The sequence below is a fragment of the Kitasatospora sp. McL0602 genome, assembly GCF_052076145.1.
In the GTDB taxonomy this organism is placed as follows: domain Bacteria; phylum Actinomycetota; class Actinomycetes; order Streptomycetales; family Streptomycetaceae; genus Kitasatospora.
Window position 1 is genome coordinate 1,283,815 of the sequence record NZ_CP197246.1, and the last position, 24,306, is coordinate 1,308,120.

The 24,306-nt window shown below is 72.0% G+C and carries 26 protein-coding genes; 13 read left to right on the top strand and 13 right to left on the bottom strand.

Annotation, left to right across the window (positions count from 1 at the left end; genetic code table 11):
• Positions 1-27 precede the first annotated feature (27 nt).
• The 6 genes from ACR68M_RS06015 (at position 28) to ACR68M_RS06040 (ending at position 3,834) form a co-directional block, all read left to right on the top strand.
• Positions 28-411, top strand: a complete 384-nt coding sequence (locus tag ACR68M_RS06015) for a BlaI/MecI/CopY family transcriptional regulator (RefSeq protein ID WP_441249378.1) — start codon at positions 28-30, stop codon at positions 409-411.
• Positions 408-1,316, top strand: coding sequence for a M56 family metallopeptidase (locus ACR68M_RS06020; protein ID WP_441249379.1), 909 nt, complete (start codon positions 408-410; stop codon positions 1,314-1,316). The genes ACR68M_RS06015 and ACR68M_RS06020 overlap by 4 nt, the downstream gene beginning before the upstream one ends.
• A gap of 144 nt (positions 1,317-1,460) precedes the next feature.
• Positions 1,461-1,778 (top strand): heavy-metal-associated domain-containing protein, encoded by a 318-nt coding sequence (locus ACR68M_RS06025; RefSeq protein ID WP_441249380.1) that lies wholly within the window; start codon positions 1,461-1,463, stop codon positions 1,776-1,778.
• A 152-nt stretch (positions 1,779-1,930) separates the two neighbouring features.
• Positions 1,931-3,154 carry a YbfB/YjiJ family MFS transporter gene (locus ACR68M_RS06030; RefSeq protein WP_441249381.1) on the top strand — a complete coding sequence of 408 codons (1,224 nt, stop codon included), beginning with the start codon at positions 1,931-1,933 and terminating at the stop codon, positions 3,152-3,154.
• 1 nt (position 3,155) lies between these two features.
• Positions 3,156-3,476, top strand: coding sequence for a metal-sensitive transcriptional regulator (locus ACR68M_RS06035; protein WP_441251519.1), 321 nt, complete (start codon positions 3,156-3,158; stop codon positions 3,474-3,476).
• A 142-nt stretch (positions 3,477-3,618) separates the two neighbouring features.
• Complete coding sequence (locus ACR68M_RS06040; RefSeq protein ID WP_441249382.1) at positions 3,619-3,834, top strand: hypothetical protein; 216 nt, start codon at positions 3,619-3,621, stop codon at positions 3,832-3,834.
• Here ACR68M_RS06040 and ACR68M_RS06045 read toward each other — a convergent pair.
• Positions 3,831-4,538, bottom strand: coding sequence for a TetR/AcrR family transcriptional regulator (locus ACR68M_RS06045; RefSeq protein ID WP_441249383.1), 708 nt, complete (start codon positions 4,536-4,538; stop codon positions 3,831-3,833). The two genes, ACR68M_RS06040 and ACR68M_RS06045, sit on opposite strands and share 4 nt — an antisense overlap.
• 57 nt (positions 4,539-4,595) lie before the next feature.
• Here ACR68M_RS06045 and ACR68M_RS06050 point away from each other — a divergent pair, with 57 nt between their 5' ends.
• From ACR68M_RS06050 to ACR68M_RS06065, 4 genes are read left to right on the top strand one after another with little or no spacing between them, the layout of a single operon-like run.
• Positions 4,596-5,717: an FAD-dependent oxidoreductase gene (locus ACR68M_RS06050; RefSeq protein ID WP_441249384.1), complete on the top strand. Its 1,122-nt coding sequence runs from the start codon at positions 4,596-4,598 to the stop codon at positions 5,715-5,717.
• A gap of 49 nt (positions 5,718-5,766) precedes the next feature.
• The gene (locus tag ACR68M_RS06055; RefSeq protein WP_441249385.1) at positions 5,767-6,519 is read left to right on the top strand and encodes a hypothetical protein; all 753 of its coding nucleotides are present in this window, start codon (positions 5,767-5,769) and stop codon (positions 6,517-6,519) included.
• Positions 6,520-6,536: 17 nt separating this feature from the next.
• Complete coding sequence (locus ACR68M_RS06060) at positions 6,537-6,854, top strand: winged helix-turn-helix domain-containing protein (RefSeq protein WP_441249386.1); 318 nt, start codon at positions 6,537-6,539, stop codon at positions 6,852-6,854.
• A gap of 38 nt (positions 6,855-6,892) precedes the next feature.
• Positions 6,893-7,522 carry a class I SAM-dependent methyltransferase gene (locus tag ACR68M_RS06065; RefSeq protein ID WP_441249387.1) on the top strand — a complete coding sequence of 210 codons (630 nt, stop codon included), beginning with the start codon at positions 6,893-6,895 and terminating at the stop codon, positions 7,520-7,522.
• A 21-nt stretch (positions 7,523-7,543) separates the two neighbouring features.
• Here ACR68M_RS06065 and ACR68M_RS06070 read toward each other — a convergent pair whose 3' ends face one another.
• Entirely contained in the window at positions 7,544-8,524 is a 981-nt protein-coding gene (locus tag ACR68M_RS06070; protein ID WP_441249388.1) for a phosphotransferase family protein, read from the bottom strand.
• 124 nt (positions 8,525-8,648) lie between these two features.
• Between ACR68M_RS06070 and ACR68M_RS06075 the strand changes: the two genes are divergently transcribed.
• Together ACR68M_RS06075 and ACR68M_RS06080 are read left to right on the top strand one after the other, a co-directional pair.
• Complete coding sequence (locus tag ACR68M_RS06075) at positions 8,649-9,560, top strand: ribokinase (protein ID WP_441249389.1); 912 nt, start codon at positions 8,649-8,651, stop codon at positions 9,558-9,560.
• A 246-nt stretch (positions 9,561-9,806) separates the two neighbouring features.
• A complete protein-coding gene (locus ACR68M_RS06080) occupies positions 9,807-10,655 on the top strand; it encodes an alpha/beta fold hydrolase (RefSeq protein WP_441249390.1) in 849 nt (282 codons plus the stop codon).
• A gap of 13 nt (positions 10,656-10,668) precedes the next feature.
• Here ACR68M_RS06080 and ACR68M_RS06085 read toward each other — a convergent pair whose 3' ends face one another.
• The 4 genes from ACR68M_RS06085 to ACR68M_RS06100 all read right to left on the bottom strand — a co-directional run bounded on the left by ACR68M_RS06085 (position 10,669) and on the right by ACR68M_RS06100 (position 12,495).
• Positions 10,669-11,370, bottom strand: a complete 702-nt coding sequence (locus ACR68M_RS06085) for an RraA family protein (protein ID WP_441249391.1) — start codon at positions 11,368-11,370, stop codon at positions 10,669-10,671.
• A gap of 74 nt (positions 11,371-11,444) precedes the next feature.
• Positions 11,445-11,861, bottom strand: a complete 417-nt coding sequence (locus tag ACR68M_RS06090) for a hypothetical protein (protein WP_441249392.1) — start codon at positions 11,859-11,861, stop codon at positions 11,445-11,447.
• Positions 11,858-12,169, bottom strand: coding sequence for a hypothetical protein (locus ACR68M_RS06095; protein ID WP_441249393.1), 312 nt, complete (start codon positions 12,167-12,169; stop codon positions 11,858-11,860). Before ACR68M_RS06095 ends, ACR68M_RS06090 begins: the two co-directional genes overlap by 4 nt.
• On the bottom strand, positions 12,166-12,495 hold the full coding sequence (locus ACR68M_RS06100) for a hypothetical protein (RefSeq protein ID WP_441249394.1): 330 nt from the start codon (positions 12,493-12,495) through the stop codon (positions 12,166-12,168). The genes ACR68M_RS06095 and ACR68M_RS06100 overlap by 4 nt, the downstream gene beginning before the upstream one ends.
• 122 nt (positions 12,496-12,617) lie before the next feature.
• On the opposite strand from ACR68M_RS06100, the gene ACR68M_RS06105 reads away from it, so the two are divergent.
• Positions 12,618-13,340, top strand: a complete 723-nt coding sequence (locus ACR68M_RS06105) for a GntR family transcriptional regulator (RefSeq protein WP_441251520.1) — start codon at positions 12,618-12,620, stop codon at positions 13,338-13,340.
• Between the two features lie 51 nt (positions 13,341-13,391).
• On the opposite strand, the gene ACR68M_RS06110 is transcribed toward ACR68M_RS06105, so the two are convergent.
• The 7 genes from ACR68M_RS06110 to ACR68M_RS06140 all read right to left on the bottom strand — a co-directional run bounded on the left by ACR68M_RS06110 (position 13,392) and on the right by ACR68M_RS06140 (position 24,275).
• The gene (locus tag ACR68M_RS06110) at positions 13,392-13,838 is read right to left on the bottom strand and encodes a glutaredoxin domain-containing protein (protein WP_441251521.1); all 447 of its coding nucleotides are present in this window, start codon (positions 13,836-13,838) and stop codon (positions 13,392-13,394) included.
• A 99-nt stretch (positions 13,839-13,937) separates the two neighbouring features.
• The gene (locus ACR68M_RS06115; RefSeq protein WP_441249395.1) at positions 13,938-16,187 is read right to left on the bottom strand and encodes a hypothetical protein; all 2,250 of its coding nucleotides are present in this window, start codon (positions 16,185-16,187) and stop codon (positions 13,938-13,940) included.
• A gap of 241 nt (positions 16,188-16,428) precedes the next feature.
• Positions 16,429-17,925 (bottom strand): IMP dehydrogenase, encoded by a 1,497-nt coding sequence (locus ACR68M_RS06120; protein WP_441249396.1) that lies wholly within the window; start codon positions 17,923-17,925, stop codon positions 16,429-16,431.
• 227 nt (positions 17,926-18,152) lie between these two features.
• On the bottom strand, positions 18,153-19,928 hold the full coding sequence (locus ACR68M_RS06125) for a cholesterol oxidase substrate-binding domain-containing protein (protein ID WP_441251522.1): 1,776 nt from the start codon (positions 19,926-19,928) through the stop codon (positions 18,153-18,155).
• A gap of 182 nt (positions 19,929-20,110) precedes the next feature.
• Positions 20,111-20,680, bottom strand: coding sequence for a TetR/AcrR family transcriptional regulator (locus tag ACR68M_RS06130; protein WP_441249397.1), 570 nt, complete (start codon positions 20,678-20,680; stop codon positions 20,111-20,113).
• The gene (locus tag ACR68M_RS06135) at positions 20,677-22,131 is read right to left on the bottom strand and encodes an MFS transporter (RefSeq protein ID WP_441249398.1); all 1,455 of its coding nucleotides are present in this window, start codon (positions 22,129-22,131) and stop codon (positions 20,677-20,679) included. The genes ACR68M_RS06130 and ACR68M_RS06135 overlap by 4 nt, the downstream gene beginning before the upstream one ends.
• 92 nt (positions 22,132-22,223) lie before the next feature.
• Positions 22,224-24,275, bottom strand: a complete 2,052-nt coding sequence (locus tag ACR68M_RS06140) for an APC family permease (RefSeq protein WP_441249399.1) — start codon at positions 24,273-24,275, stop codon at positions 22,224-22,226.
• Positions 24,276-24,306 lie beyond the last annotated feature (31 nt).

Here is a 24,306-nt window from a genome sequence, read left to right on the forward strand (position 1 = left end):
GTACGCGACGCGTTGGGGGGAGCGGGAGTGCGACGACTGGGAGAGCTCGAAGCCGAGATCATGGACCGCCTGTGGACATGGGGCCGTCCGGCGACCGTCCGCGAGGTCGTCGACGATCTCAACCGGCAGCGCCCGCTCGCCTACACCACCGTCATGACCGTGGCCGACATCCTGTACCGCAAGGGCCTGCTGCGCCGGGAGAAGGAGCGCCGCGCCTGGCTCTACGAGCCCACCCGCAGCCGCGAGTCGTACACCGCCGCCCTGATGCAGGACGCACTCGGCGTCAGCGCCAACCGCTCCAGCGCACTGGCCCACTTCGTGGAGGGGATCACCCCGGACGAGCAGGAGGCCCTGCGCCAGGCCCTGCGCTCCCTCACCCCCGGCGACCTCACGCCCGGCGAGCAGGTGTGATCGGTTCCGTCGTGCTGGCCGGGTACGCGGCACTCATCGGCTGCGCGGTGCCCGGCCCGCTCGCGCGGGCCAAGTGGGCCCTGCGGGCACCCAAGACCGCCATCCTGGTCTGGCAGGCCCTGATGGTCTCCTTCGTCGTCACGCTCGCCCTCGCCTGGTACCACGTCACCGCCTCCGGCCAGCACCTGCACGGGCTGCTCGGCGCCGCCGAGGAGTGGCTGAACGGCCCCGACGGCGAGCCGCCCGTCCACGGCGCGGAGGGCGCCGGGCTGCTGCTGCCGATCGGTCTCACCGCGATCTGGCCGGCCGCCTGCTTCGTCGCCGTCACCACCTCAGCCCGCCGCCGCAGGCGTCGGCACGCCGAACTCCTCGACCTGGTCGGGCGCCCGGCGCCCGAGCTGCGCGCCGTCGTGCTCGACCACGACACCCCCGCCGCCTACTGCCTGCCCGGCCGCCGCCCCCGGGTGGTGCTCACCAGCGGCGCGCTGCGCACCCTCAGCACCGCGCAGCTCCAGGCCGTTCTGGCGCACGAGCGGGCCCACCTGACCGGCCGCCACCACCTCGCCACCGCCGCCACCGAGGCCTTCGCCCGCGCCTTCCGCGGGCTGCCGCTGGCGCGCGCGGCCCGCGAGAGCACCGCCGAGCTGCTGGAGATGGCCTGCGACGACCGCGCCCTGCGGAGCAGCTCCGCGCGGGCCCTGGCGGATGCGATGTGCGAGGTCGCGGCGGGCGGGGTGCCGCGCTCCGCCTTCGCGGCCGGCAGTGCGGCGGTGCTGACCAGGCTGCGGCGGCTGCTGCGGCCGAGCGCACCGCTGCACCCCGTCGCGCACTGCGGCATCCTGCTGCTCGGTCTGGCGGCGGCCGCGCTGCCGTACTTCATGACCTGCGGGCCCGTCCTCGGCTGAGGCCGAGGCCCGTACCCCACCCTGCTCCCACTGTCCCCGAGCTCTCACACACAGTGTCAGATAAACCATAGGGGGGTATGGTACCTTCGTAGAAGAACGCGGGTCGGCCGCGGGCCTGTACCACCTCCGCCAAGGGAGCAGCAGATGAGCGAGAACCTCCTGATCGAGAACGACGAGTCGACCGGTGGCTGCTGCGGCGGCAGTTCCTGCGGGACGGCCCCGGCCGACGAGGCCGCGGTCTCCGGCGTCCGCGAGGTGTTCGTGGTGACCGGGATGACCTGCGGGCACTGCGTCGGGTCCGTGACGGCCGAGGTCAGCAAGATCAGCGGCGTCACCAACGTGACCGTCGACCTCGCCACCGGGCACGTCACCGTCGACAGCGAGCAGCCGCTGGCGCAGGCCGAGGTCGCGGCCGCCGTCGACGAGGCGGGCTACGAGCTGACCGGGCTCGTCTCCGCCTGACGCCCACGCCAACGCCCACGCCCCACCCGGGTGTCCCGACCGGACACCCGACCCCCTGAAGCCGGCCGGGCCCGGAGGAGTCCCCCCGTACTCCGACGGGCCCGGCCGTACGCCACCCGGCGGCCCACCCGACGGGATGCCGAGGAGGAGCGATGGCCACCACCGAAACGGCCGACCCCTCCCCGGTCACGGCGCGGCGGGCGATGGCCCGAGCTCTCGGACTGGCTGCCGTCCCGGCCGTGTCCCTGGGCTTGGGCCGTTTCGCGTATGCGCTGCTGCTGCCCGCGATGCGCAGCTCACTGCACTGGTCACTCGCCACCGCAGGCGCGCTGAGCACGGCGAACGCCCTCGGCTACCTGCTCGGCGCACTCGCCACACCCCTGCTGGTGGCCCGCCTCGGCGAACGCCGCGCACTGCTCGGCGGGCTCGCCGTCACCGTCGCCGCGCTCGCCGCGACCGCCGTCGGCAGCTCGGTGCCGTACCTGCTGGCCGTGCGGCTGGCCGCCGGGGTCGGCGGCGCGGTGGCCCTGGTGGTCGGCGGCGCGCTCACCGCCCGGCTCGGGGCCGACGCCCCGCCCCGCCGGGCGACCCTGCTGCTCGGCCTCTACTTCGCGGGCGGCGGCCTCGGCATCGTCGTCTCCGGCCTCACCGTGCCGCTCTTCCTGGACGGCACCCACTGGCGCACCGCCTGGCTGGTGCTCGCCGCCCTGGCGCTGGCGGTCTCCCCCGCCTGCCTGCCCGGCGCCGCCCAGGCCGCCGGCCGCTCCCCCGCCGGCACGCCGGTCCGCTGGCCGGTGCGCGGTCTGCTCCCGCTGCTCGCCGCGTACGGGCTCTACGGCGCCGGGTACATCGCGTACATGACCTTCATCGTGGCCTACCTACGCCAGGGCGGGGCCACCGACGGCCGGGTCACCACCTTCTGGGTGCTGCTCGGTGCGGCCGCCGTGCTCGGCGCGCTCGCCTGGAGCCCGGTGCTCGCCCGGCTTCCGGGCGGCCGGGGCGGGGCGCTGGTGATCGGCGTGACGGCGCTCGGCGCCGCGCTGCCGCTGGTCAGCCAGGCGCTGCCGGTCGGTGTGCTGTCGGCGTTGCTGTTCGGCGTCGCCTTCCTCTCCGTCGTCACCGCGATGACCGCCGCCGCCCGTGACAGCCTGCCGCAACCGCTCTGGACGGCGGCGCTGGCGGGCCTGACCACCGCCTTCGCCCTAGGGCAGTGCCTGGGCCCGGTGCTCGCGGGGGCGCTCTCCGACGGCCCCGGCGGCACGGCGGCCGGGCTGGCCATCGGCGCGGGCCTGCTGGCGCTCGGCGCGCTGACCGCACTTGCCCAGCCGCACCGCGTTCCGCACTCTCGGATACCACCCCCCGGTACAGTAAGGTGACATAGGATGCCGCCCCCGCGTCCCGGCAGAGGAGAGGGCCATGGTCAGCTACACCAACAACAAGGACGACGTCCTCAAGCGTCTGCGCCGCATCGAGGGCCAGATCCGGGGCCTGCAGCGGATGGTCGAGAGCGACACCTACTGCATCGACATCCTGACCCAGGTCTCCGCCAGCACCCGCGCGTTGCAGTCCTTCGCCCTCCAGCTGCTGGAGGAGCACCTCGCGCACTGCGTCAGCCGCGCCGTCGCCGAAGGCGGCGACGAGGCGACCCTCAAGCTCAAGGAAGCCAACGACGCGATCGCCCGCCTCGTCCGCTCCTGACAGCTGACACCTGACGCCACATCAGCACACACCGCATCAGCGCAGCACCCTCGCAGGGCACCTCAGCGCGCCTGCGGCGCACCGGACTCCGGGACCGATACGTTCCGGTACGTCCGCAGCCGCACGGCGCCGAGGAGGCCCCATGTCCGTCGACCCGACCGACCCTGACACCTTCGAGGACGAGGAACCGGCGGAGTTCGACGTCGAGGCCCCCGAGGCCGACGCCGCCGAGCAGCACACCGACGTCTCCCAGCGCCGCGACGACAAGCTGAACGGCCTCGACCCCGACACGGCCAACGAGGCCGACCGCGCCGAGCAGGCCCGGGTGGTCGAGCTCGACGAGGACGACTACCGCTAGTGCCGCGCCGGCGGCCGACTGAGCTTCGCGGCCACGGCGTCGAGCACCCAGTCCAGGCCGGTCGCGAAGGATGCCTCGGCGTCCACGTCCGTGCCGTCGTGCACGGCCTTGGCCAGCGCCGGGAAGCGGCCCGTGGCCAACATCCTCGTCACGTGCGGGCCGGAGGCGCGCCGCCAGTCCTGCTTGGACAGGCCCGTCGCGTGCTCGGCCCGCAGGTTCGCGATCTCGCGCCTGATCGCGCCGGTGACGTAGGCGCTGACGGTCTCCACGGCGCGCATGACAGTGTCGATGTCGGCGAGGCCGTCGAGGGCGGCCAGCTTGGCCTCGGTCACGGCGAGGCCGTTCGGGCCGAGGGTCGGGCGGCCACCGAGGAGGTCGGCCAGCCACTCGTGCCGGAGGGCGGCCAGCCTGGTGCGGTGGGCGAGGACGAGCAGCGCCTCCCGCCAGTCACCGGGGCCACCGGGCTGCTCCTCGGGGAGGATCTCGGCGTGGACCTCGTCCGTCATGAGGTCGAACAGCTCCTGCTTGGTGGAGATGTATCCGTACAGCCGCATCGGGCCCGCGTCCAGCCGGGCGGCGACCTTGCGCACCGACACCGCCTCCAGCCCGCCCTCGTCCGCCAGCGCGACGGCGGCGGCGACGATCCGCTCCCGATCGAGCGGCGCGGGGCGAGTCGGCGGCTCCGGCCGGTCCCACACAGTCATGGTCACACCGTTCTGTTCTGTTGCGATACATCGTAGTGACCAATACAGTGTATCGACATGAGACACCGTATCGCCGCAGTTGGAAGCGGCCCCGGCGGCCTTGCTTTCGCCCGCGTCCTGCACCGCCACGGCCACCCCGTCACCGTCCTCGAACGCGACCCCGCCCCCGACGCCCGACCCCCGGGCGGCACGCTGGACCTGCACGAAGGGCTGGGCCAGCTCGCGCTGGAGAAGGCGGGGCTGCTGGCGGAGTTCGAGGCGCTCTCCCGCCCCGAGGGGCAGGCCATGCGCATCCTGGACACGGACGGGACGGTCCTGCGCGACTGGCGACCCCGTCCGGACGACCGGGCCAACCCCGAGATCGACCGTCGGCAACTCCGTGACCTGCTGCTCGGCCCGCTCGACGTCCAGTGGGGCCGGGGCGTGACGCATGTGGTGCCGGGGGCCCGGGACGGCGTACTGGTCCGTTTCGCCGACGGGCGAGAAGAGACGTTCGACCTCGTGGTCGGCGCGGACGGTGCCTGGTCCCGGGTCCGCCCGGCCGTCTCGCCGGTGACGCCGCACTACACCGGCGTCACCTCGGTCGAGACCTCCCTGGACGACGTCGGCACCCGCCACCCCGACCTCGCCCGGCTGATCGGCGACGGCTCCGTGGCGGTGTACGGCGCGAACCGGGCCGTCGTCGCCCAACGCAACAGCGGCGGCCACGTCAAGGTGTACGCCAAGTTCCGCGCGCCGCTGGACTGGCACGCGGATCTGGACCTGGCCGACGCCGAGGCCGTGCGGTCGAGCCTGCTGGCCCTGTTCGACGGCTGGGCCGCTCCCGTCCTCGAACTCCTCCGCCACGGCACCGCTTTCGTCCACCGCCCCTTCCACGTCCTGCCCGTCGGCCACAGCTGGGCGCACGTCTCCGGGGTGACGCTCCTGGGCGACGCCGCCCATCTGATGCCCCCGTTGGGAGCGGGCGCCAACCTCGCGATGCTGGAGGGCGCCGAACTCGCCGAGTCCATCGCCACCGGCCCCGGAGATCTGGACGAGGCCGTCCGCGCCTTCGAGGAGCGGATGTGGGCACGGGCCGGCCGGTGGGCGGAGATCACGACGGCTGGTCTGGAACGCCTCGTGAGCCCGGACCCCGCCGAGGCCCTCGCCCAGTTCGACCGGGTCCAGTCCTCAGGTTGATCTCCCGCAGTCTCTTGCCACGACTGGTCTGTAATGCAAAGCTGACTGCATGACAGATGCGTCGGTGCCGTCGCACGGCACCCCTCACGAAGTCCTGGCCGCGCTCGGCGATCTGACCCGCAAGGTCCGCGCCGCCCAGCGCGACGCCTGGTTCCCGCTGCTGCTCATGGGTGCGCTCACCCTGGGCGCGATCGTCGTCGGCCGCCTCACCTTCAGCATCCGGACCGTCAACTGCCTTCCGGACCTCGCCTCGACAGGCGCGGACGCGGGCATCGGCTGCACGCTCACCAAGCAGGGGTCGCCGCTCTACTGGGTGCTCGGGCTCACCCTCGCCTACGCCGCGACCGCGTACTTCTACACCCGCCGCTCCCGCAACCGGGGCGTCGGCACACCGATCCGGCCGTACGTCCTGGCCGGGGTCGGCATCGCCGTCCTGCTGGCCGCCACCGCGTTCTGGGGCACCCAGGAGGGGGCGCCCGGCGCCCCGGTCCACATCTGGGGCATGCAGGTCTCCCCCGGCAGCGGGCTGTCGACCTCCCTCATGCAACTCACCGGCGGGGCCGCGTGCGTCGGGCTGCCGCTGCTGGTGCTGTCCTGGCTGGAGCGCAACCGTGCCCTGCTGCTCTTCACCCTGGTCTACCTGCTCGTCGAGCTGGCGCCGATCGACACCGGCTGGGCGGGCATCGACGCCACCTCACCCTGGTCGGCTCTCCCCCGGCTGGCCGTCCCCGGGGCGTTCCTCCTGCTCGGCAGCCTCGGTTTCGCCCTGACCCAGTCGCCTCGGCGCCGCAGCACCTCATGACCGACCTCATGGGCCCCATGGACCAGCACCCGGCCAACGGCCTCGACGACGTCGTCCACCAACGCGTCCGGCTCGGCATCCTCACCGTCGTCCACCAGGCCCGCCGCGCCGAGTTCGGCTTCCTGCGGACCACCCTCGACCTCACCGCCGGGAACCTCGGCCAGCACCTCACCGTCCTGGAGAAGGCCGGGCTGGTCGAGATCGAGAAGGGCTACGAAGGCCGCCGCCCGCGCACCTGGGCGTCCCTCACCCCCGCCGGCGACCAGGCCCTCAAGGACGAGGTCGCCCACCTCAAGCGCCTCATCCACCAGATCGAACACGGCAGCCCGGCCTGACCGCCCCCTGGGACGGGGTGGATGCTAGCTTCCACCCCGTGACGGAGCACCAGGACGAGACCAGGGCGGCCTACGACGGAGTCGTCGAGCTGTACGCCTCACTGTTCGCCAACCGGTTGGAGACGCAGCCGTTCGCGCGGGCCATGCTCGGCAGCTTCGCCGAGCTGGTGCGCGGGACGGGGAACCTGCGGGCGGCCGACGTCGGATGCGGGCCCGGACACCTGACGGCCATGCTGCACGAGATGGGGCTGGACGCCTTCGGGCTCGACCTCTCCCCGGCCATGGTCGACCACGCCCGGCAGGCCCATCCGGCGCTGCGGTTCGACGAGGCGCGGATGGAGGCCCTGCCGGTCGAGGACCGCACGCTGGGCGGCGTGCTGGCCCACTACTCGACGATTCACACCCCTCCCGGGGAACTGCCCGCGCTGCTCGCCGAACAGGTCCGCGTCCTGGCGCCGGGGGGCCTGCTCCTGGCCTCGTTCTTCGCGACCGACGGCCCCGAGCCGGTGCGGTTCGACCACAAGGTGACGCCCGCCTACAGCTGGCCGGTGGACCGGTTCGCCGGGCTGCTGGCCGAGGCGGGGCTCTTCGTCCTCGCCCGGCTGATCCACGACCCGACCTCCGAACGCGGCTTCCTCGACGCCCACTTGCTGGCCCGCCTCCGCTAGGACCTGACCGATCGCGGCCGCTCAGACCAGCAGCAGCGCCTCACGCAGGTTGTGCTCGGCGATCTCCGCCATCAGCGCGCGGTCGGGGAAGCCACCGTCGAGCAGGCGCAGCGGCCCGGCCACCAGGGAGAGCCGCATCGCCAGGGTGTAGAGGGCGAGCCGGTCCTCGTCCAGGGGGCGGGCGGGGTCGACCAGGCGGGCGTGGTGCTCGTGGAAGCGGATGCGCAGGAAGGCGTGCTCCCACTCGACGTCGAAGTGCATCAGCCCTTCGATGTCGATCAGCACCGGCTGCCCGGCGGCGTCCACCAGCACGTGGTCAGGCCCCAGTTCGCCGTGCACGACCGCGTGTTCCGCGCGCGGCCGCACCGCCTCGGCCAGCCGGTGCAGGCTCTCGGCCAGCCGGGGCCGGGCGGCGGCGATCCGGGCGTCCCGCCCGGCTGCCTCGGCAAGGTCGACGAACGCCCGGTCGAGCACCATCGCCTCGCACGAACGCCCTTCCCCCGTCGGGGAGTCGGCCAGCCAGGCGAGCTTGCCCGGGGTCGGCGAGGTGTGCCGCGCCAGCACCCCGAGCAGCTCACCGAGCCGCGCCAACACCGGCTCGGCGGCGGCCGGATCGCGGTCGAGCAGCGCCTCCAGGTTCTCGCCGGGCACGTCCTCGACGATCGCGAGGTCTGCGGGGAGGAAGCTGCCGGTACGGTCGGCGAGGTACAGCTCGGGTGTGCGGAGGCCGAGCCCGGTCAGTTTCGCGTGCGCGGCCTCGAACAGTGCGAGGCCGGAGGCGTGCGAGAGCGGGTCCGAGTCCTCGCCGGTGCCGCCCGGCCAGAAGTTCTCCTCGGCGCTCCACAGGTACGCGATCGCCGTCCGGCCGTTCTCGAACGCCAGCCGGTAGACACCCTTCTTGCTGCCCCCGCGCAGCCGCTCCACCCCGCTGAGCTCCCGTCCACTGAGCTCCCGCCCACCGTCGAACGCCGCGCGGGCAGCCGCCGCCAGTCCGTCCCTCATCGAGTCCCCCATCCGTGCAAACCGTCGCCGAGCCCGCATCGTGGCACAGGCTCACGCCACCCAGCCACTCGTACGCTGGGCTGCGGCAGAGGACGGACGGCGACGAGGACAGCGGTGGTGAGCGATGGCCGGGGAACTGATCGTGGTGGGCAGCCTGAACATGGACCTCTCGGTGGCGGTGCCACGGCTCGCCGCTCCCGGCGAGACGGTCGCCGGGGCGGACGTGGTGCGCGGGGCGGGCGGCAAGGGCGCGAACCAGGCGGTGGCCGCTGCCCGGCTCGGCGGGCGGGTGCGGATGGTCGGGCTGGTCGGCGACGACGCGTTCGGCATCGAGCTGCGGGCAGGGCTTGCCGCCGAGGGGGTCGACGACCGCGCGGTGGGCCAACTGGACGGTGTTCCCTCGGGGTTGGCGCTGATCGTGGTGCAGGACGACGGCGAGAACACCATCACCCTCTCCCCCGGGGCCAACGCCCGGCTGGACGTACCGACTCTGGAGCGGCTCACCGGCGGGCGGCTCGCCGGGCCCGGTGACACCGTGCTGCTCCAGCTGGAGGTGCCGCTGCCCACCGTCCTCGCCGCCGCCCACGCGGCCCGCGCGGCTGGGGCCCTCGCCGTGCTCAACGCCGCGCCGCTGCCCGCTCCCGGCCCGCAGACCGACCGCCTGCTCGGCCAACTGCTGAGCTGTGTCGACGTGTTGGTGGTCAACGAGAGCGAGGCAGCCGGGCTGGGCGCCGACCCGGCGGCGCTGCGTGCGCGCGGCCCGGCCACGGTCGTGGTCACGCTCGGCGCAGCCGGGGCACTGGCGGTCGACGCCCAACGCAGCTACCGCGAGCCGGGGTTCGCCGTCGCGGCCGTGGACACCGTCGGCGCGGGCGACGCCTTCTGCGGCGCACTGGCCCTCGCCCTCGGCGCGGGCCTCCCGCTGCCGCAAGCCCTGCGGCAGGGCTGCGCAGCCGGTGCCCTCGCGGCCACCCGCCCCGGCGCCCAAGCGTCACTGCCCACCGGCGCGGAGGTCTCGGCCCTGCTGGGGGGATGACGAAAGCGGGCAAGGCCGGCTCAATCACCGCTCTTGGCAGGCGAGTTCGCGCGACCCCTGGACTGCATATGACGGTTGACGATATATGTAGTCCCCATGACGGATCGTTCGACCATCCTCGACCGCCGCCCGCCAACGGCCGGCTGACGCGTACGGCGGGGCGCCCCTCATCCTTCTTTGGGGGGCGCCCCGCCGTGGCGGTAAATCGGTTGCCCCGACCGTCCGCCCCTGTCCAGGATGACGCCCATGCCCACCTTCAGCGCGCCCGACGGCACCGAACTCGCCTACCACCTCCTGGGCGAGGGCGAGCCCCTGCTCGTCGTACCCGGCGGGCCGATGGTCGCCTCCGCGTATCTCGGCGACCTGGGCGGGCTGTCCGAGCACCGGCAGCTGGTGCTGCTCGACCTGCGCGGCACCGGTGACTCCGCGACCCCCGCCGACCCGGCGACGTACCGCTGCGACCGGCAGGTCGACGACGTCGAGGCCCTGCGTGCGCACCTCGGCCTGGAGACCGCCGACGTCATCGCGCACTCGGCCGGCGGCGACCTCGCGCTCCTCTACGCCGCCCGGTACCCGCAGCGCCTGCGCACCCTGACGCTGGTCACCGCCCGTGCGCGGGCAATCGGCCTCCAGTTCACCGAGGAGCACCGCGCACAGGCCCGCGCCCTGCGCGCCGCCGAGCCGTGGTACCCGGCCGCTCAGGCCGCGATGGAAGCGATCCTGGCCGACCCGGACAACGCCACCGACGAGCAGTGGGACGCCATCTCCCCGTTCCACTACGGCCGTTGGGACACCACCGCGCAGGAGCACGCCCGCTCCACCGACGACCTGGGCAACGACGAGGCCGCCGATCTCTACCCGTCGGAGGGCGCCTTCGACCCGGCCGCGGCCAAGGCCGCCGTCGCCGCCCTCGACGCCCGAGTACTGGTGCTGGCAGGCGAGTTGGACGGCGCCCCGCGACCGTCCGTCGCCGCCGAGACCGCAGCGCTGCTCCCCTCGGCCGAGCTGTTCGTGCAGCCCGGCGCGGGCCACTACCCCTGGCTGGACGACCCGGAGCTCTTCAGCTCGACCGTGGCGGCGTTCCTGAAGGGCTGAGCCCGGAGCACACTCACTCCTCGATGGCCCCGCCCGTCGCGCGCAAGTGCTCGCGGAACGTCAGGGCGGGGTCGCGGCGCCGCGCGGCGAGGTAGTCGGCGAAGCCGAGTTGGGCCCGCAGCGGGGATCCGGCCCGGATCAGGTCGGCCTGGCGGCGCTCGGTGTCGCGGATCGTCTCGGCAAGGGTGAACAACTCGGCGGCCTGCGCGGCGGGCAGCAGCAGGACGCCGTCGTCGTCGGCCAGCGCCAGATCCTCGCCACTCACCGGCCACTCACCGACCGTGGCGGCCGTCAGGGCGTCAGCCGGGCGGGGGTCGAGCCGCTGTGGCCCGGTCGGGGTGGCCCCGAGACTGAACAGCGGCAGGCCGATCGCCCGGATGTCGGTGGTGTCGCGGTGCAGCCCCCAGACGACCAGACCACTCAGCCCGGCGGCCTGCGCCTCCAGCACCACCAGATCCCCCACACACGCCTCATCCAGCCGCCCGCCGTTGTCGGCGACCAGCACATCCCCCGGCTCAGCAGCCTCGAGAGCCTCCAGAAAGACGTCGACACTACCGACATGCCGGGCCGGCACGACCCGTCCCGCCAGCCGCATCCCCGGAACGACCGGGCGCAACGGCACACACCGGACGGGAAGCCGGGCCCGCAGACAGGCATCGGCCAGGTGAGCGGTGGTCAGGGTCGCGAAGCGCTGCGCAAGTACGTGCTGGTCCATACCGGATCCCGGTACCCAGAACCCCCGCCGACCAGTCCTCCGACCGGCGGCACACTTCCTGACGAGCTGGTGCCTCACCTCCGCACCACCAGCCAACCGAGCCACGTGGCCAGCAGGACCACCCAGGCGGCTACCGAAGCCCGATAGCTCCGGACCAGCCGCAGGGATCTGCCGGACGCAGCCCCTTGGACCGACCTCGGGCGGCCGGCTTCCGGTTGGCCCAGGGGCGCCGTGCGGCACTCTTCCGACGCGCAGCGCACCGACGCACGATCGTCCGGGAGGAGGTGCTTGAACTCGCTCCCCACGAGCGCCGTCCGCAGCACCCCAAGATCGGCGGAGGTCATCACCAGCACGGCGTCAGGCTGCCGGGCACTGGCCACCGCTACGCGTTCCCGGTCCACCCGCGCCAACAGCAAACCTTCCGGATCGTCTCCGGCTGCCTCCCAGTGCAGCCCGAACAACCCACGGGGGTAGAACTCGACAGGACTCACAGCGTCCCCTCCTCCGTTTCCGTGCTGCCGCTCGGGCCGACGAAGTCCACCTGTGTCCACACGTAGTTGGGCCGCTCCGGCAGGTCCGAGCAGCGGTGCCCGAAGCGGTCGCCCATGTTCAGCGGGTCCAGTGCCTTCAGCCCAAGCACAGGGTCACGAGCGGTGGCCGGGCCGAGCTTCACCGAGACGTGAAGGCCGCCCTGCTCCAGCCACGTGATCGAGGGCCGCCTCCCGAGCAGCCACTCCATTCGGTCAGCGATCTCCCGCGCCAGCGCGCGGGCATCCTCGTACGACCTCGCGGTACTCACCCAGCGCCGTCCTGCGGCGCGTACAGGTCGAACAGCAACAGCCCGGCCTGTACTGCGGTCGGCTTCCACCGCTTCGCGGCCCTGATCCGCACCTCACTCGCGGCACGGGCCCGGCGGGTGTCGGCCATCATCAGCCACAGCCGGGCGTGATAGGCGTCCGGGAACGCCAGCAGCACCGGCGTTCCTGACGGGTCCGGGAGCGTGCAGAACTCGCCCAGGACCGTATCTCGCAGGACGTGCGATCCCGCTGCCGCAACAACCTCGTATCGCATGATCTTGCTGGTCAGTGTCGCCGTCGTGGTGGGTCTGTTCAGTGGCGCCGACATCGCGGCCTCCTTGAATGAGTGCTCTAGTTCACTCTCCTCTTGGCCGAAGCACTCCCGCTACGGTTTCCGGTGCACTAGTGTGCTCGCTGATAGCACGTCAATACTGCGGAGAGGCACGGCAGATGCCCAGTGCAAAGACGTTCACGCTCATCGCTGACCACTTCCGAGACCGAATCCTCTCGGGGGAGCTGCAACCCGGCGAGAAGCTGCCCACGAACCGGGAGATCGCCGGTCAGTGGCAGGTGGCGGCCGCCACCGTGAGCCGGGCGCTTCAAGCTCTGCAGGTCGAGGGGTACATCAGGACCACGCCCCGGGGCACGTTCGTAGCCGACGATCCCCGCGTGACCCTCTCGCCGCGTGACAGGCTGGCCAGGGTCCAGCGGGTCAAGTCCTTCCTTGCCGAGGGTGAGACGAGCCGGGTGACGGCGGCCGGGTTGGTCGTGCCCCCGCTGTACGTCGCCGAGCTGTTCGACCTTGACCCCGGTGCTCAGGTGGTCCGCCGGGAGTGGCTTTCCGGCCGTGGCCAGTCCCGTACGTGCTTCGCCGTCATCTGGTACCCGGCTCACTTCGCCGCGCTCGTGCCGGACCTGTTGAACACCGCCCCTGGCCGGAACGCCGGCATCTCCGCCAAGGTCCTGGAAGCCACCGGCCGCACCATCACCCACGCACGTGACGACATGCACGGCCGAGACGCAGACGCGCGGGAGGCATCGGCGCTCGGGATTGCCGTCGGGTCGTCGATCCTCGCGGGTGCTCACCGGTGGTCGGACTCAGAGGGTGTCATCGAGTACGGGGAGTGGTGTCTTCCTCCCCGCTTCACCATCGGGTACGAGTACGTCCCGTAGCCATCGAAGCCCCCGGCATTGAGCCGGGGGCTTGTCTGCGCGCGTGGGGAGTCAGAGCGCAAGCGCCATCTTGACCTGAGCGATGGACGGGTTGGTCAGCACCGACTCAGTGCCGTTCGATCCAGGAATCGCCATCGTCGGCACGGTCTCGTTGCCGTCGTTGGCTGCCCTCACTTCCGCTGCCCCGGCCGGGTCGTGCCAGATGTTGACCCAGTGCAGCCGGCCGGCGTTGCGGCCCAGCCGGATCCGCAGGCGCAGGCAGTACTTGCAGCCCGGCCGCCAGTAGATGATCGGACGGCCGTCGGCGGCGCTGCGGCGCTGGGCCTCCGCCGCGCCGATCGACCGTGGGAACACCAATGACGAGTTCACTCCCGCGAGCAGGACGAACATCAGCAGCAGCGGAACGGCGGTGCCGGGGAGCCCCCTGACGACCATCATGGTCGCAACGAGCGAACCGCAGACCACGAGCAGTACAGGCAGTATCCAAGCACGCTTCATGGCCACCCATGCTAGTTGTTCCGACCCGCACCGTTCCCCCGTCAGCCGACACCGTCACCAACCTCGCCGCCGACCTTCATGGAGCAGCTGCCGGTCTCACTACTTGGGCGCGGACAGCTTGAATTCCTTGGCGAGCGGGATCCAGCCGATCACGCACACGACCACGACGGTGAGCGCGATGAGGTTCTGCAGCGTGACGTGATCGTCGAGCGCCACCACCCACTCCTCGTCGGTTGCCGGTGCCCGGCGTCGAACGATGTTCCTCATGGCACCGGGGATCCTGGCGGCGTGAATCAACGGGTACTTCTCACGGTCCGGCCAGGGCTCGTCCGGCGCGACGAGCTGGTGCCGCCGGAAGGCCGAGTGTCGCGTGTTGTACCGAAGGATCCAGCAGAAGATCGCGGTGAACAGCAGCATGAAGCCGAAGGCGATCTGAGGGATCTGCAGCCAGCGCTCACTCGCGTTCCTCGGGACGTGGGCCACGAGGAGTGCGGGGATCCAGACCAGCACGAGGACCAGCAGGCCGATCATCGCCTGGTCCTGCTGCACCCCGGCCGAGGGACCGTAGTTCGTGCCACCCGTCGTCGGCGGCTCGGGGAAGGCAGACGTGACCGCGACGGCCATCGCGAACGTGACCAGCAGCGGAACGGCGAGCCCCAGCGCGGACCAGTAGATGTTCGCCGGCTGGTCGCGCCACCGCAGGCCCGAGGTGACGGCCCACAGTACGGAGGAGGCTGACGCCAGCCCGACCGACGCCGCCGCGAGGGACTGGCCCCAGGTCACATCCTGCCTCTGCAGAAGCCTGCCGTTACTCCTGATGCTCTCTGTCGTCCACGTCCCCACCAGGGCGACGATCGGGACGGCAGCCCAGCGCAGACCCGAAAGCTCGACCTCGGAAAGGAGTGCCACCGACCATCCGGTGGCGGCCACGGCGCTCGCGGCCTGGACGACTCCACGCGATCGTTCAGGCCGCCGGCCGTACCGGGCGGCGCCTCCCACCAGGCTGAGAGCGACTCCAGCCGCCACTACGAGGAACGGCCACACCGTGGCATGGTCGACGCCCCGCTGGAAGCCCTTCTTCTCGGCCACGGAGAAGGTCACGAGAAGCAGGCATCCGACTCCGGCGAACGCGGTTCCCGTGGTGTTCAGGGCGACGCGGCGGCCGAAGAACTTCTGCTCCTCCGATGTGGGCCCCCAACGGGTCGCCTTCTCCTCGGCCTTGACGAATCGATCGTAACTCCGCTGCAGAATCGGCGAAATGATGTTGACGATCGCCAGCGAGATCAGGAGCATGACCAGCGCTCCGGAGTTCGATGTCAGGCGATTCTCCTGGGCGAACCATGCCGATCCCACCGCCAGCGCCATGAGTGCCCAGGCGGGTGCGGCGATCTCCACCGTGGTCCGCCAGTTCCCCTGCCCGGGAATTCCGGTCTGCCGGGCCTGGAGCATGACGGTCAGGCCGCGCAACAGCGCAAGGTTGACGGCCGTCCCGATCAGCATCAACCCGATCTCGATGGGCGAAGCGCCCCGGTGGACGGTCGGCGCAACGGCAAGACCCCCGAAGGTCGACAGGGCACCGAGGAATTCGAGCACACCCCAGGGACGGCGTCCCCGGTCCGCCGGTCCCGGGTATGCCGACGAGAAGGCCACGGCACAGCCGACCGCGATCCCGAGAAGCGGTCCGGCGTTCCCATCGAGAGGCCCGCGATAGGAGGACGCGATCAGGAGAGGCGCAGACATGACGACGGCCAGGGCCGTGGAGGCGACGATGCTTCTGGTACCGACCCTGGACACCACCCGCAGGCATACGAGGGCGGCGAGGACCGCCAGCGAGAGAGCGCCCAGTGAGCTGAGGCTCGCCGCTCCGGTCGCCTGCCTGCTGTCCGTGACGACCAGTCCGGCGAACCCCAGGAGACACGCCAGAAGACCGACCCACGCGGGCGAGGTGACAATCCTGTCGGCAGCACCGGGCATGGTCCGGCCGAGCCTGCGAAGGCGCACGAACAGGAGCCCGGAGAGACCTGCCAGCAGAGCCGAACAGACGGCAAGGAACACGGCATGGTAGATGCCTGCCGAATTCAGTCTCCCGGGCCCTGGAAGCGTCCAGTTCAGGGCGGGCGAACGGTCGCGGAGCCAGAACCAGGTGAGCATTCCACCAACGAGCAGCCCGCCCACCGAACAGACTGCCGAAATCTTCCATTCGGCCCGTGATCCGCTCAGAGTTCGGACCAGATTGAGCAACAGCGCTGAGGCCAACGGAATGAGCAGACCATCGCCCCAGGTGGCACTGCGGAAGTACGGCAGCCCCGGTGTCACCGGCCAGCTGGTCGATGTGTACATGATGGACATGACACCGAATCCGACCAGAGCCACAGCAATGGCCAACCCAGCCTCGCGAAAGAAGCGGAACCGTCTCATCGGTCTCCCACCACTCGACACAGACGAGGATGAACCCACCGCGCGGTCTGCAGCACCTCGATATCCGACCGACTCGCGGGCGTAATGCTCCCGATCGAGCCTACTGCTCAAGGGCCGAATTCGGCCCGCTTGTCGGCAGATCGGTGGAGGGGCGTCAGGCTTCGGCAGCCTCTCAGGCGACGGTCGACGGGGTGTCCCGCACGGTGACGTTGGCGTGGCTCTCCTGGAAGCTCTGGTCGGAGACCAGGGTCAGCCGGGCCGTGGACTGGAACTCCGGGAGGGTGACGGAGCCGCAGGAGACCATCGTGGTCCGGAGTTTGGCGATGGTCAGGGCGAGCCCTTCGTTGAGGTCGCCGGCGTAGGGGACGTAGCCGTCGACGCCCTCCTCGAAGATCAGGCCCTGGCCGCCCTGGCCGTAGCGTTGCCAGTTGCGGGCGCGGTTCGAGCCCTCGCCCCAGTACTCCTTCACGAAGCCGTCCCGGGTGGGGAGCTTCGCGCCGGCCGCCTGGTCGAAGCGGGCGAAGTAACGCCCCATCATGACGAAGTCGGCTCCCATCGCCAGGGCCAGGGCCACGTGGTAGTCGTGCACCAGGCCGCCGTCGGAGCAGATCGGCACGTACTCGCCGGTGCGGTCGCGGAAGGCGTCCCGGGCCGCGGCGACGTCCAGCACCGCGCTGGCCTGGCCGCGGCCGATGCCCTTCTGGTCGCGGGTGATGCAGATGGAGCCGCCACCGACGCCGACCTTGACGAAGTCCGCACCGGCCTCGGCGAGGAAGGTGAACGCCTCGCCGTCGACCACGTTGCCGCCGCCGACCGGGATCTCCGGGTAGTGCTTCTTCACCCAGGTCAGGGCCTGCGCCTGCCAGTCGCTGTAGCCGTCGGACGAGTCGAAGCACAGGGCGTCCGCGCCCGCCTCCATCAGGGCGGGGACGCGCTCCTGGTAGTCGTGGGTGTTGATGCCCGCGCCCACCCGCAGGCGCTTGGCGGCGTCGACGGCCTGGTTCGGGAAGCGCTTGTTGTCCGCGTAGTCGGACCGGAACACCAGGTACTGCAGGTGGCCCCCGGCGTCCAGCACCGGGAGGCAGTCCAGCCGCTGGTCCCACAGCCGGGCGTTGGCCTCGGAGAGTGTGATGTCGGCCTCGGCGTGGGGCAGGTCGGCGACGGCGGTCATCCGACCGCCGACCGGTCCGTCGAGGTCATGCCGCTGGGGGTGGAAGTCGCGCGAGGTCACCAGGCCGAGCAGGCGGCCGGTGGCGCTGCCGTCGTGGGTGACGGCGGCGGTGCTGTGACCGGTGCGCTGCATGACGGCGACCAGGTGGCTCAGGCTGTCGTCGGGACGGACGTTGGTGTCGCTGGTGACGAACCCGGCCTTGAAGTTCTTCACCTGGCGAACGGCTGCGGCCTGGTCCTGGATCGACTGGTTGTGGTGCAGGAAGCTCAAGCCGCCGTTCCGCGCGAGCGCGATCGCGAGCTCCGGGGTGCTGACGGCCTGCATGATCGCAGAGGTGAACGGGGAGCCGAGTTCGATCGCCGACCGCTCGCCCACGACGTGCCGCACCAGGGGCGTGCGCAGGTCGACCGTCGCCGACGAGCAGTCCGTCCTGGTCCGGTTGGGCAGGAGCAGGAACTCGTTGAACGTCCTCGAGACCTCGGCGATGACCTGTGCCACTCGTTCCTCCTGACCCGTCGGCCGGGGCCCGACTGCCCGGCCGTGCCGACCGCCCTGGGCACCAGGACTCGGGCAGGCGGGCGCCGACATGGCAGCGTGGAGATGCCACGAAACTGCGGCAGAGCCCTGGCCTGCCCGTGATTACCGGGTGCGGTCTTGACCAGACACCTTATCGATTTCCCCGTCGACGTACGAATCTTGGAACAGCGCCTCAGCGGAGCACCGCCTCAGCGAAGCAGACCGTCGAGGAAGGGGTTGCCGAAGACCCGGTACGGGTCGTGGCGGTCGAGCACGGCGACCGCCTCGTCCCACCCTCCTCCGCCGCCCGCGCGCAGGCTGTCGGGGATCGTGCGGCCGAGCACGTCGGTGTCGGCCCAGGCCGCGTCGGCGGTGTAGGCCCAGCCCTTGGACCACTCGACCCGCAGGCCCGCGCGGCTGCCGTCGAAGACGCCGAGCAGGTGCTGCTCCAGGTCACGGCAGAAGCGGTGCAAGCCGGGGGTGTTGGGGAGGGTGAGGATGTCGAGCCAGACGGCCGTGTCCCACTCGGGGCGGTCGGCCCGGGGGCGCAGCGCCGAGAGCAGCGGGGGCCTGGCGCCGGGGACGCCGGAGGCGGCCGGGTCGTCCAGGCCGGTGACCCGGATCTCCACCGCGCCGTTGATCGGGAACTCGCCCCGGGCCTGGTACTCGCCCAGCAACTGCTGGTAGTAGCCGGTGAACTGGCTGATCACCCACTGGAGGTCCGCCCGCCGGGCGTGGATCGCGTACCCGTTGGCGGTGACCCGCAGGGTGGTGGGGCGGACGTACTGGAGCAGGTGCCGGGAGGCGCCCCAGAGGTCGGAGCGCAGGCCGCCCGCGAGCAGGTGGGTGAGTGTGTCGCCGCTGAGCAGGCTGCGCAGCAGCCCGGGGGCGAGCAGCAGGTCGGTGAGGTCGGCGGTCAGCCCGATCTTGGTGATCAGGTACTGGAGTTGGCCGAAGAGCGGGGCCAGGCCCCAGGAGCCGCCCACGAGTTGGCCGGCGAGTTCGGCGACGGGCTGCGGGATGTTGTCGGAGAAGGGGAAGTTGTAGGGCGCGCTGACCTCGTGGCTGAGGAACGGGCGGGTGGGGGTGGGCTCCCAGGTCTTCAGCCAGGGGTTGGCGGTGAACGCGAACCAGATCGCCTCCACCCGGCCGGTGCGGGCGACCTGGTCGGCGAAGGTGCGGCCCCCGGCGGCGGCCGGGCTGCCGGGCGCAGCGAACAGCTCGGTGGCCGGGATGTCGACTCGGCTGACGCAGCGCAGCGCCCGGTCGGCGCCGGCCTGGAGCACCACCTCGGTGAGGAACGCCCGCCCGAGGTGCACCAGGAAGGCCGCACTGTCGGCCTCGGTGCGGTCGAAGGTGCGCAGCACGTACCGCCCGGCGACCGGGTCGTGGACGACGGCGGTGAGCGAGAGCACCTGGTTGCTGAGGCTGCCGTACCCCTGGCCGGGCACCGGCGGCTCGCCGTCGGCCGGGACGGCGGTGCCGTGGCCGCCGATGGCGAGCACGCCGCCGACGGTGAGATCGCCCGGGGCCGGGCAGGCGGCGACCCCGAGGCCGTGGGCCGCCAGGTAGGCGAGCAGGCTCTCCATCGAGGCGCCGGTCTGCACCCGCACGGCAGTGCTCCCCGAGAGGGAGACGGCGGTCAGGTACCGGGTGGTGTCGACCAGCAGTACCTGCGACGAGCCGGGCTCCCCGGCGGCGACGGTGAGCGGGGCCCAGCCGTGCCGCTGCCCCTGGGCGCGCAGCCGCCAGCCGTTGGCGACGGCCCAGTCGGCGAGGTCGGCGACCTGCTGCGGGGCGCTGGGGGCGCACACCCACAGCGCGTCCGTCCGGATCTCGCCCGCCCAGTTCTCGTACACCTGCTGGTACGGCACCAGCCCGCCCGGCAGCGTGGGCGGGGCCGTGCCGACGGCCTGGGCGCTGTCGGGGCCGACGACCCCGCGCAGCAGCCAGCCCGCGCCGCCGAGCGCGGCGGAGGCCGCCATCAAGCGCCGCCTGGTCAACCCGCTCTGCTGCTGCTCCACAGCCCCACCCCTGTCCGTCGCCGCGGTGGAACCGCGGGGGAACCGCGATCAATCCGCACTGTCGTCACCGAAGCTAGGGCAGCGGACGGACCGTCAGGGATCGAACTGATCAGGATCACTCGAACGAGTGATCAATGCCATGGTCACCCAACCTGGGGAGCGAGCAGCCCCTGCACCAGGGCGAGGAGCGCGTCCGGGTCGGCGGCGGCGAGAGCGGGGAAGGCGCCGCTGCTCCGGCCGAGGGCGACGCCGACGAAGGCGGCGACGGTGAGCTCGGCACGCAGCTGGGGGTCGGACAGGCCGTCCCGGGTGAAGTGCTCCCGCAGGGGGGCGACCAGGCGGTCGTGGAGCTGGGTGCGGGCGGCGTCCTGGACAGCCGGGTCCTCGTACGGGGTGGCAGCGACCCGGAAGGCCGGGCCGGGGCCGCGCCGGGCGACGCGTTCGAGCAGACCGCGCAGCCGCTCCTCGTCGAGCAGGTCGGCGGGCGGGGTGGAGCCGAACTCGGCGTTCAGCGCGGCGATGTAGAGCTGGGTCTTGCCGCCGAAGTAGCGCGCGATGAGCGTCGGGTCGACGCCGGCCCGCTCGCCGATCTCCCGGGTGGTGGTGCGGTCGTAGCCGCGCTCGGTGAAGAGTTCGCGGGCGGCCTGGAGCAGCTGCTCCCGGCTGCGGGCGGCGTCACGGCGGCGGGCGGGCTTGGCGGGTGGTTCTGTCACCGGGCCACCGTACGCTCCGGCCGGGGCGTCGGGAGGAGCGGCGCGGGGGCCGCCCGGCGCGGCAGCACGACCGCCACCAGCACGGCGGCGGCCGAGACCGCGCAGCCGATCAGCGCGGCGACGGTGTAGCCGGAGCCGCTGGGCAGCAGCTCGCCGGGCAGCGTCCGGGCCTGGAGGACGGCGGCGCTCAGTGCGCTGCCGGTGGAGTAACCGACGTACCGCAGCACCTGGTTGAAGCTGATCGCGCTGCCGGTCTCGCCCGCCGGGACGGCGCTGACGATCAGGCCGGGCATCACCGCGAAGGTGCAGCCGACGCCGAACCCGGCGATGCCCATCACCACGAACAGCTCCCAGAAGCTGCTCCGGGCGAGCGCGAAGACCAGCAGCGAGAGCAGGCAGATCAGGCAGCCGATCGGCAGCACCAGCGCGGAGGAGGTACGGCGGGCCAGCACCGGCACGGTCCTGCTGGCGAGCACGCTGGCGGCGGAGAACGGCAGCAGCACCAGGCCGGTGACGACGACGGAGGTACCGAAGCCGTACCCGGCGGTGGTCGGGGTCTGGACGAAGCGGGTGACCAGCGAGATCAGCAGGTACATCGCGATGCCCGCGATCAGGCCGGTGACGTTGCTGGTGAGCACGGTGCGGTGGCGGACGAGACGGAGGTCGACGAGCGGGTGCTCGGTGCGGAGTTCGTGCAGCGTCCAGCCGACGAGCAGCAGCAGTGAACCGGCGGCGAGCGCGAGCAGGCCCGGCGAGGCCCAGCCCCAGGTCTCGCCCTTGCTGAGCACCAGCAGCAGCCCCGCGAGGGCGAGGCCCAGCAGGACGGCGCCGAGGGTGTCGAGCGGGCGCGGTGCGCGGTCGCGGGTGGACGGGAGGACAAGGGCGGTGGCGGTGAGCGCGGCGGCGGCGATCAGGGCGGCGAACCAGAAGCCGCCGTGCACGCCGAACGCCTCGGTGATCAGCCCGGTGAGCGGGTAGCCGAGGCCCACCCCGGCGACGGTGGTGATCGAGAGCAGCGCGACGGCCGGGCGGGCCCGGTGCTCGGGGAGGCTGTCGCGGGCGGTGGCGATGGCGAGCGGCGTCAGGCCGAGCCCGACGCCTTGCAGCCCCCGGCCGACGACCAGCCAGCCGAAGCCGAGCGGCAGCGCGGCGAGCACGCTGCCCGCCAGCACGACGGCCGACCCGGCGAGCACCACCGTGCGGCGCCACGGCCCGTCGCCGAGCCTGCCCATGGTGGGCGTGGCGACGGCGCCGACCAGCAGGGTGATGGTCAGCGACCACTGGGCGCCGGAGAGCGAGACGTGGTCGAGCACGGCGATGGTCGGCACCAGCGGGGCACCCAGGCTGCTGATGACGGCGACCACCAGCCCGAGGAACACCAGGACGGGCACCAGGGCCCGCTGCCTCCACTGCGTCTGCTGCGCCTGCGCTGCCCGCTCCGTCTGCTCCACGACCGGGAACTCCCTGCTTGTCACCAGGCGATGTCTTCGCTTGATGACAAACATACAGCCACACCGCAGCCGGTCCCAGGGGCGGTCCCCGGCTACTCGTGCGAGCTCCGCCCGCGCGCCGGTTCACCCCGGCGTACGGAGCCGGGCGCGCGCCGGGCCGGATGATCCGCGCGCGGCGCGGAGGAGAGCTGCCAGGGCACGCTGATCACCATCACCCCGGGAGTGAACAGCAGCCGGCTCTTCAGCCAGAGCGCCGACTGGTTGTGCAGCACCTGCTCCCACCAGTGCCCGACGACGTACTCGGGGATGAAGACCGCCACGATGTCCCGGGGGCTGGTCCGCCGGATCGAGCGGACGTACGCCACGATCGGCTTGGTGATCTCCCGGTACGGCGAGTCGAGCACCTTCAGCGGCACCCGGATCTCGTACGTGCCCCAGAGCGCCTTCAGCGTCTCCGTCGACTCCTTCTCCACCGAGACGGTCAGCGCCTCCAGCGTGTCGGGCCGGAAGGCCTGGGCGTAGCCGAGCGCCCGCAGCGTCGGCTTGTGCAGCTTGGAGACCAGCACGATGCCGTGCACCCGGGCCGGGCGGACGGACTCCGCGCGCGGGTCGTCGACGGCCAACTCCTCGGCCACCGCCCGGTAGTGGCGCTTGATGCCCCGCATCATCAGGAACAGCAGCACGGCGGCGACGACCGCCAGCCAGGCGCCCTGGGTGAACTTGGTGATCAGCACGATCACCAGCACCAGCGCCGTTACGCAGGCCCCGAATCCGTTGATCACCCGGGAGCGGTGGGCGGCCCGGCGGACGCCCGGGTCGGTCTCGGTCGCCAGGGTGCCGTTCCAGTGCCGGACCATGCCGATCTGGGAGAGCGTGAAGGAGGTGAAGACCCCGAGGATGTAGAGGTGGATCAGGCTGGTGACGTTCGCGCCGTAGAGCCAGAGCAGGCCACCGGCCACCACCGCCAGCGCGATGATCCCGTTCGAGAAGGCCAGCCGGTCACCCCGGGTGTGCATCTGCCGGGGCAGATAGCTGTGCTCGGCGAGGATCGAGGCCAGCAGCGGGAAGCCGTTGAAGGCGGTGTTCGCCGCCAGGATCAGCACCAGCGCGGTGACCGTCTGGATGTAGTAGAAGAGCACGCTGTGGTCGCCGCCGAAGACGGACGCGGCGAGCTGGGCGATCACCGTCTGCTCCGGGGCGCCGCTGCACTGCCCGGGGAAGCCGGTGAGACGGCAGGCGTCGTCGGTGATGTGCACCTTCGCGGTGAGCGCGAGGGCGGTGATGCCGACGAACATCACTACGGCGGTGATGCCCATGACCGACATCGTGGTCGCCGCGTTCCTCGACTTCGGCCGTCGGAAGGCCGGCACGCCGTTGGAGATCGCCTCGACACCGGTCAGCGCCGTGCAGCCGGAGGCGAAGGCCCGCAGCCCGAGCATCAACAGCCCCAGCCCCGCGAGCGTGTCCTTGCCCTCCTGCGGCACGATCCCGTACACCGCGCTGGCCGCCACCGGCCCGTGGCCGAAGGCGATCCGCACCAGGCCGGTGGCGACCATCAGCACGATGCCGCCGATGAAGAGGTACGTGGGCGCCGCGAAGGCATTCCCGGACTCCCGCACGCCGCGCAGGTTCATCGCCGTCAGCACCGCGACGAAGCCGACCGCCAGCGCGACCCGGTAGTCGGCCAGCCGGGGCAGCGCCGAGATGATGTTGTCGACGCCGGAGGCGACCGAGACCGCGACGGTCATCACGTAGTCCACCAGCAGCGAGGCGGCCACCACCAGCCCCGGGTTCGCCCCGAGATTGGTCGACACCACCTCGTACGACCCACCACCGCTCGGGTAGGCGTGCACCACCTGACGGTACGACAGCACCACCACCGCCATCAGCGCGACGACGCCGGCCGCCACCCACGGGGCCAGGTAGAGGAACGCCGTCCCGCCGACGGTGAGCACCAGCAGGATCTCCTGGGTGGCGTAGGCCACCGAGGAGAGCGGGTCGGAGGCGAAGATCGGCAACGCCAGCCGCTTGGGCAGCAGCGTCTCGCCCAGCTCCTCGCTGCGCATGGCCCTGCCGATCACCAGACGCTTGATCACCTGCGGCACATTCAGCACATCCGCGAGCGTAAGCCGCAATCCACCCATTTCACCCAAGGGGCGCGGGTGAACTTCGCCG

What these genes read in the sequence shown, in the direction of transcription:
- ACR68M_RS06025 (WP_441249380.1), top strand. Translation starts at nt 1,461, where the DNA reads ATGAGCGAGAACCTCCTGATCGAGAACGACGAGTCGACCGGTGGCTGC.
- ACR68M_RS06030 (WP_441249381.1), top strand. Translation starts at nt 1,931, where the DNA reads ATGGCCACCACCGAAACGGCCGACCCCTCCCCGGTCACGGCGCGGCGG.
- ACR68M_RS06040 (WP_441249382.1), top strand. Translation starts at nt 3,619, where the DNA reads ATGTCCGTCGACCCGACCGACCCTGACACCTTCGAGGACGAGGAACCG.
- ACR68M_RS06045 (WP_441249383.1), bottom strand. Translation starts at nt 4,538, where the DNA reads ATGACTGTGTGGGACCGGCCGGAGCCGCCGACTCGCCCCGCGCCGCTC.
- ACR68M_RS06050 (WP_441249384.1), top strand. Translation starts at nt 4,596, where the DNA reads ATGAGACACCGTATCGCCGCAGTTGGAAGCGGCCCCGGCGGCCTTGCT.
- ACR68M_RS06055 (WP_441249385.1), top strand. Translation starts at nt 5,767, where the DNA reads ATGACAGATGCGTCGGTGCCGTCGCACGGCACCCCTCACGAAGTCCTG.
- ACR68M_RS06060 (WP_441249386.1), top strand. Translation starts at nt 6,537, where the DNA reads ATGGACCAGCACCCGGCCAACGGCCTCGACGACGTCGTCCACCAACGC.
- ACR68M_RS06070 (WP_441249388.1), bottom strand. Translation starts at nt 8,524, where the DNA reads ATGAGGGACGGACTGGCGGCGGCTGCCCGCGCGGCGTTCGACGGTGGG.
- ACR68M_RS06075 (WP_441249389.1), top strand. Translation starts at nt 8,649, where the DNA reads ATGGCCGGGGAACTGATCGTGGTGGGCAGCCTGAACATGGACCTCTCG.
- ACR68M_RS06080 (WP_441249390.1), top strand. Translation starts at nt 9,807, where the DNA reads ATGCCCACCTTCAGCGCGCCCGACGGCACCGAACTCGCCTACCACCTC.
- ACR68M_RS06085 (WP_441249391.1), bottom strand. Translation starts at nt 11,370, where the DNA reads ATGGACCAGCACGTACTTGCGCAGCGCTTCGCGACCCTGACCACCGCT.
- ACR68M_RS06100 (WP_441249394.1), bottom strand. Translation starts at nt 12,495, where the DNA reads ATGTCGGCGCCACTGAACAGACCCACCACGACGGCGACACTGACCAGC.
- ACR68M_RS06105 (WP_441251520.1), top strand. Translation starts at nt 12,618, where the DNA reads ATGCCCAGTGCAAAGACGTTCACGCTCATCGCTGACCACTTCCGAGAC.
- ACR68M_RS06110 (WP_441251521.1), bottom strand. Translation starts at nt 13,838, where the DNA reads ATGAAGCGTGCTTGGATACTGCCTGTACTGCTCGTGGTCTGCGGTTCG.
- ACR68M_RS06115 (WP_441249395.1), bottom strand. Translation starts at nt 16,187, where the DNA reads ATGTCCATCATGTACACATCGACCAGCTGGCCGGTGACACCGGGGCTG.
- ACR68M_RS06125 (WP_441251522.1), bottom strand. Translation starts at nt 19,928, where the DNA reads ATGGCGGCCTCCGCCGCGCTCGGCGGCGCGGGCTGGCTGCTGCGCGGG.
- ACR68M_RS06140 (WP_441249399.1), bottom strand. Translation starts at nt 24,275, where the DNA reads ATGGGTGGATTGCGGCTTACGCTCGCGGATGTGCTGAATGTGCCGCAG.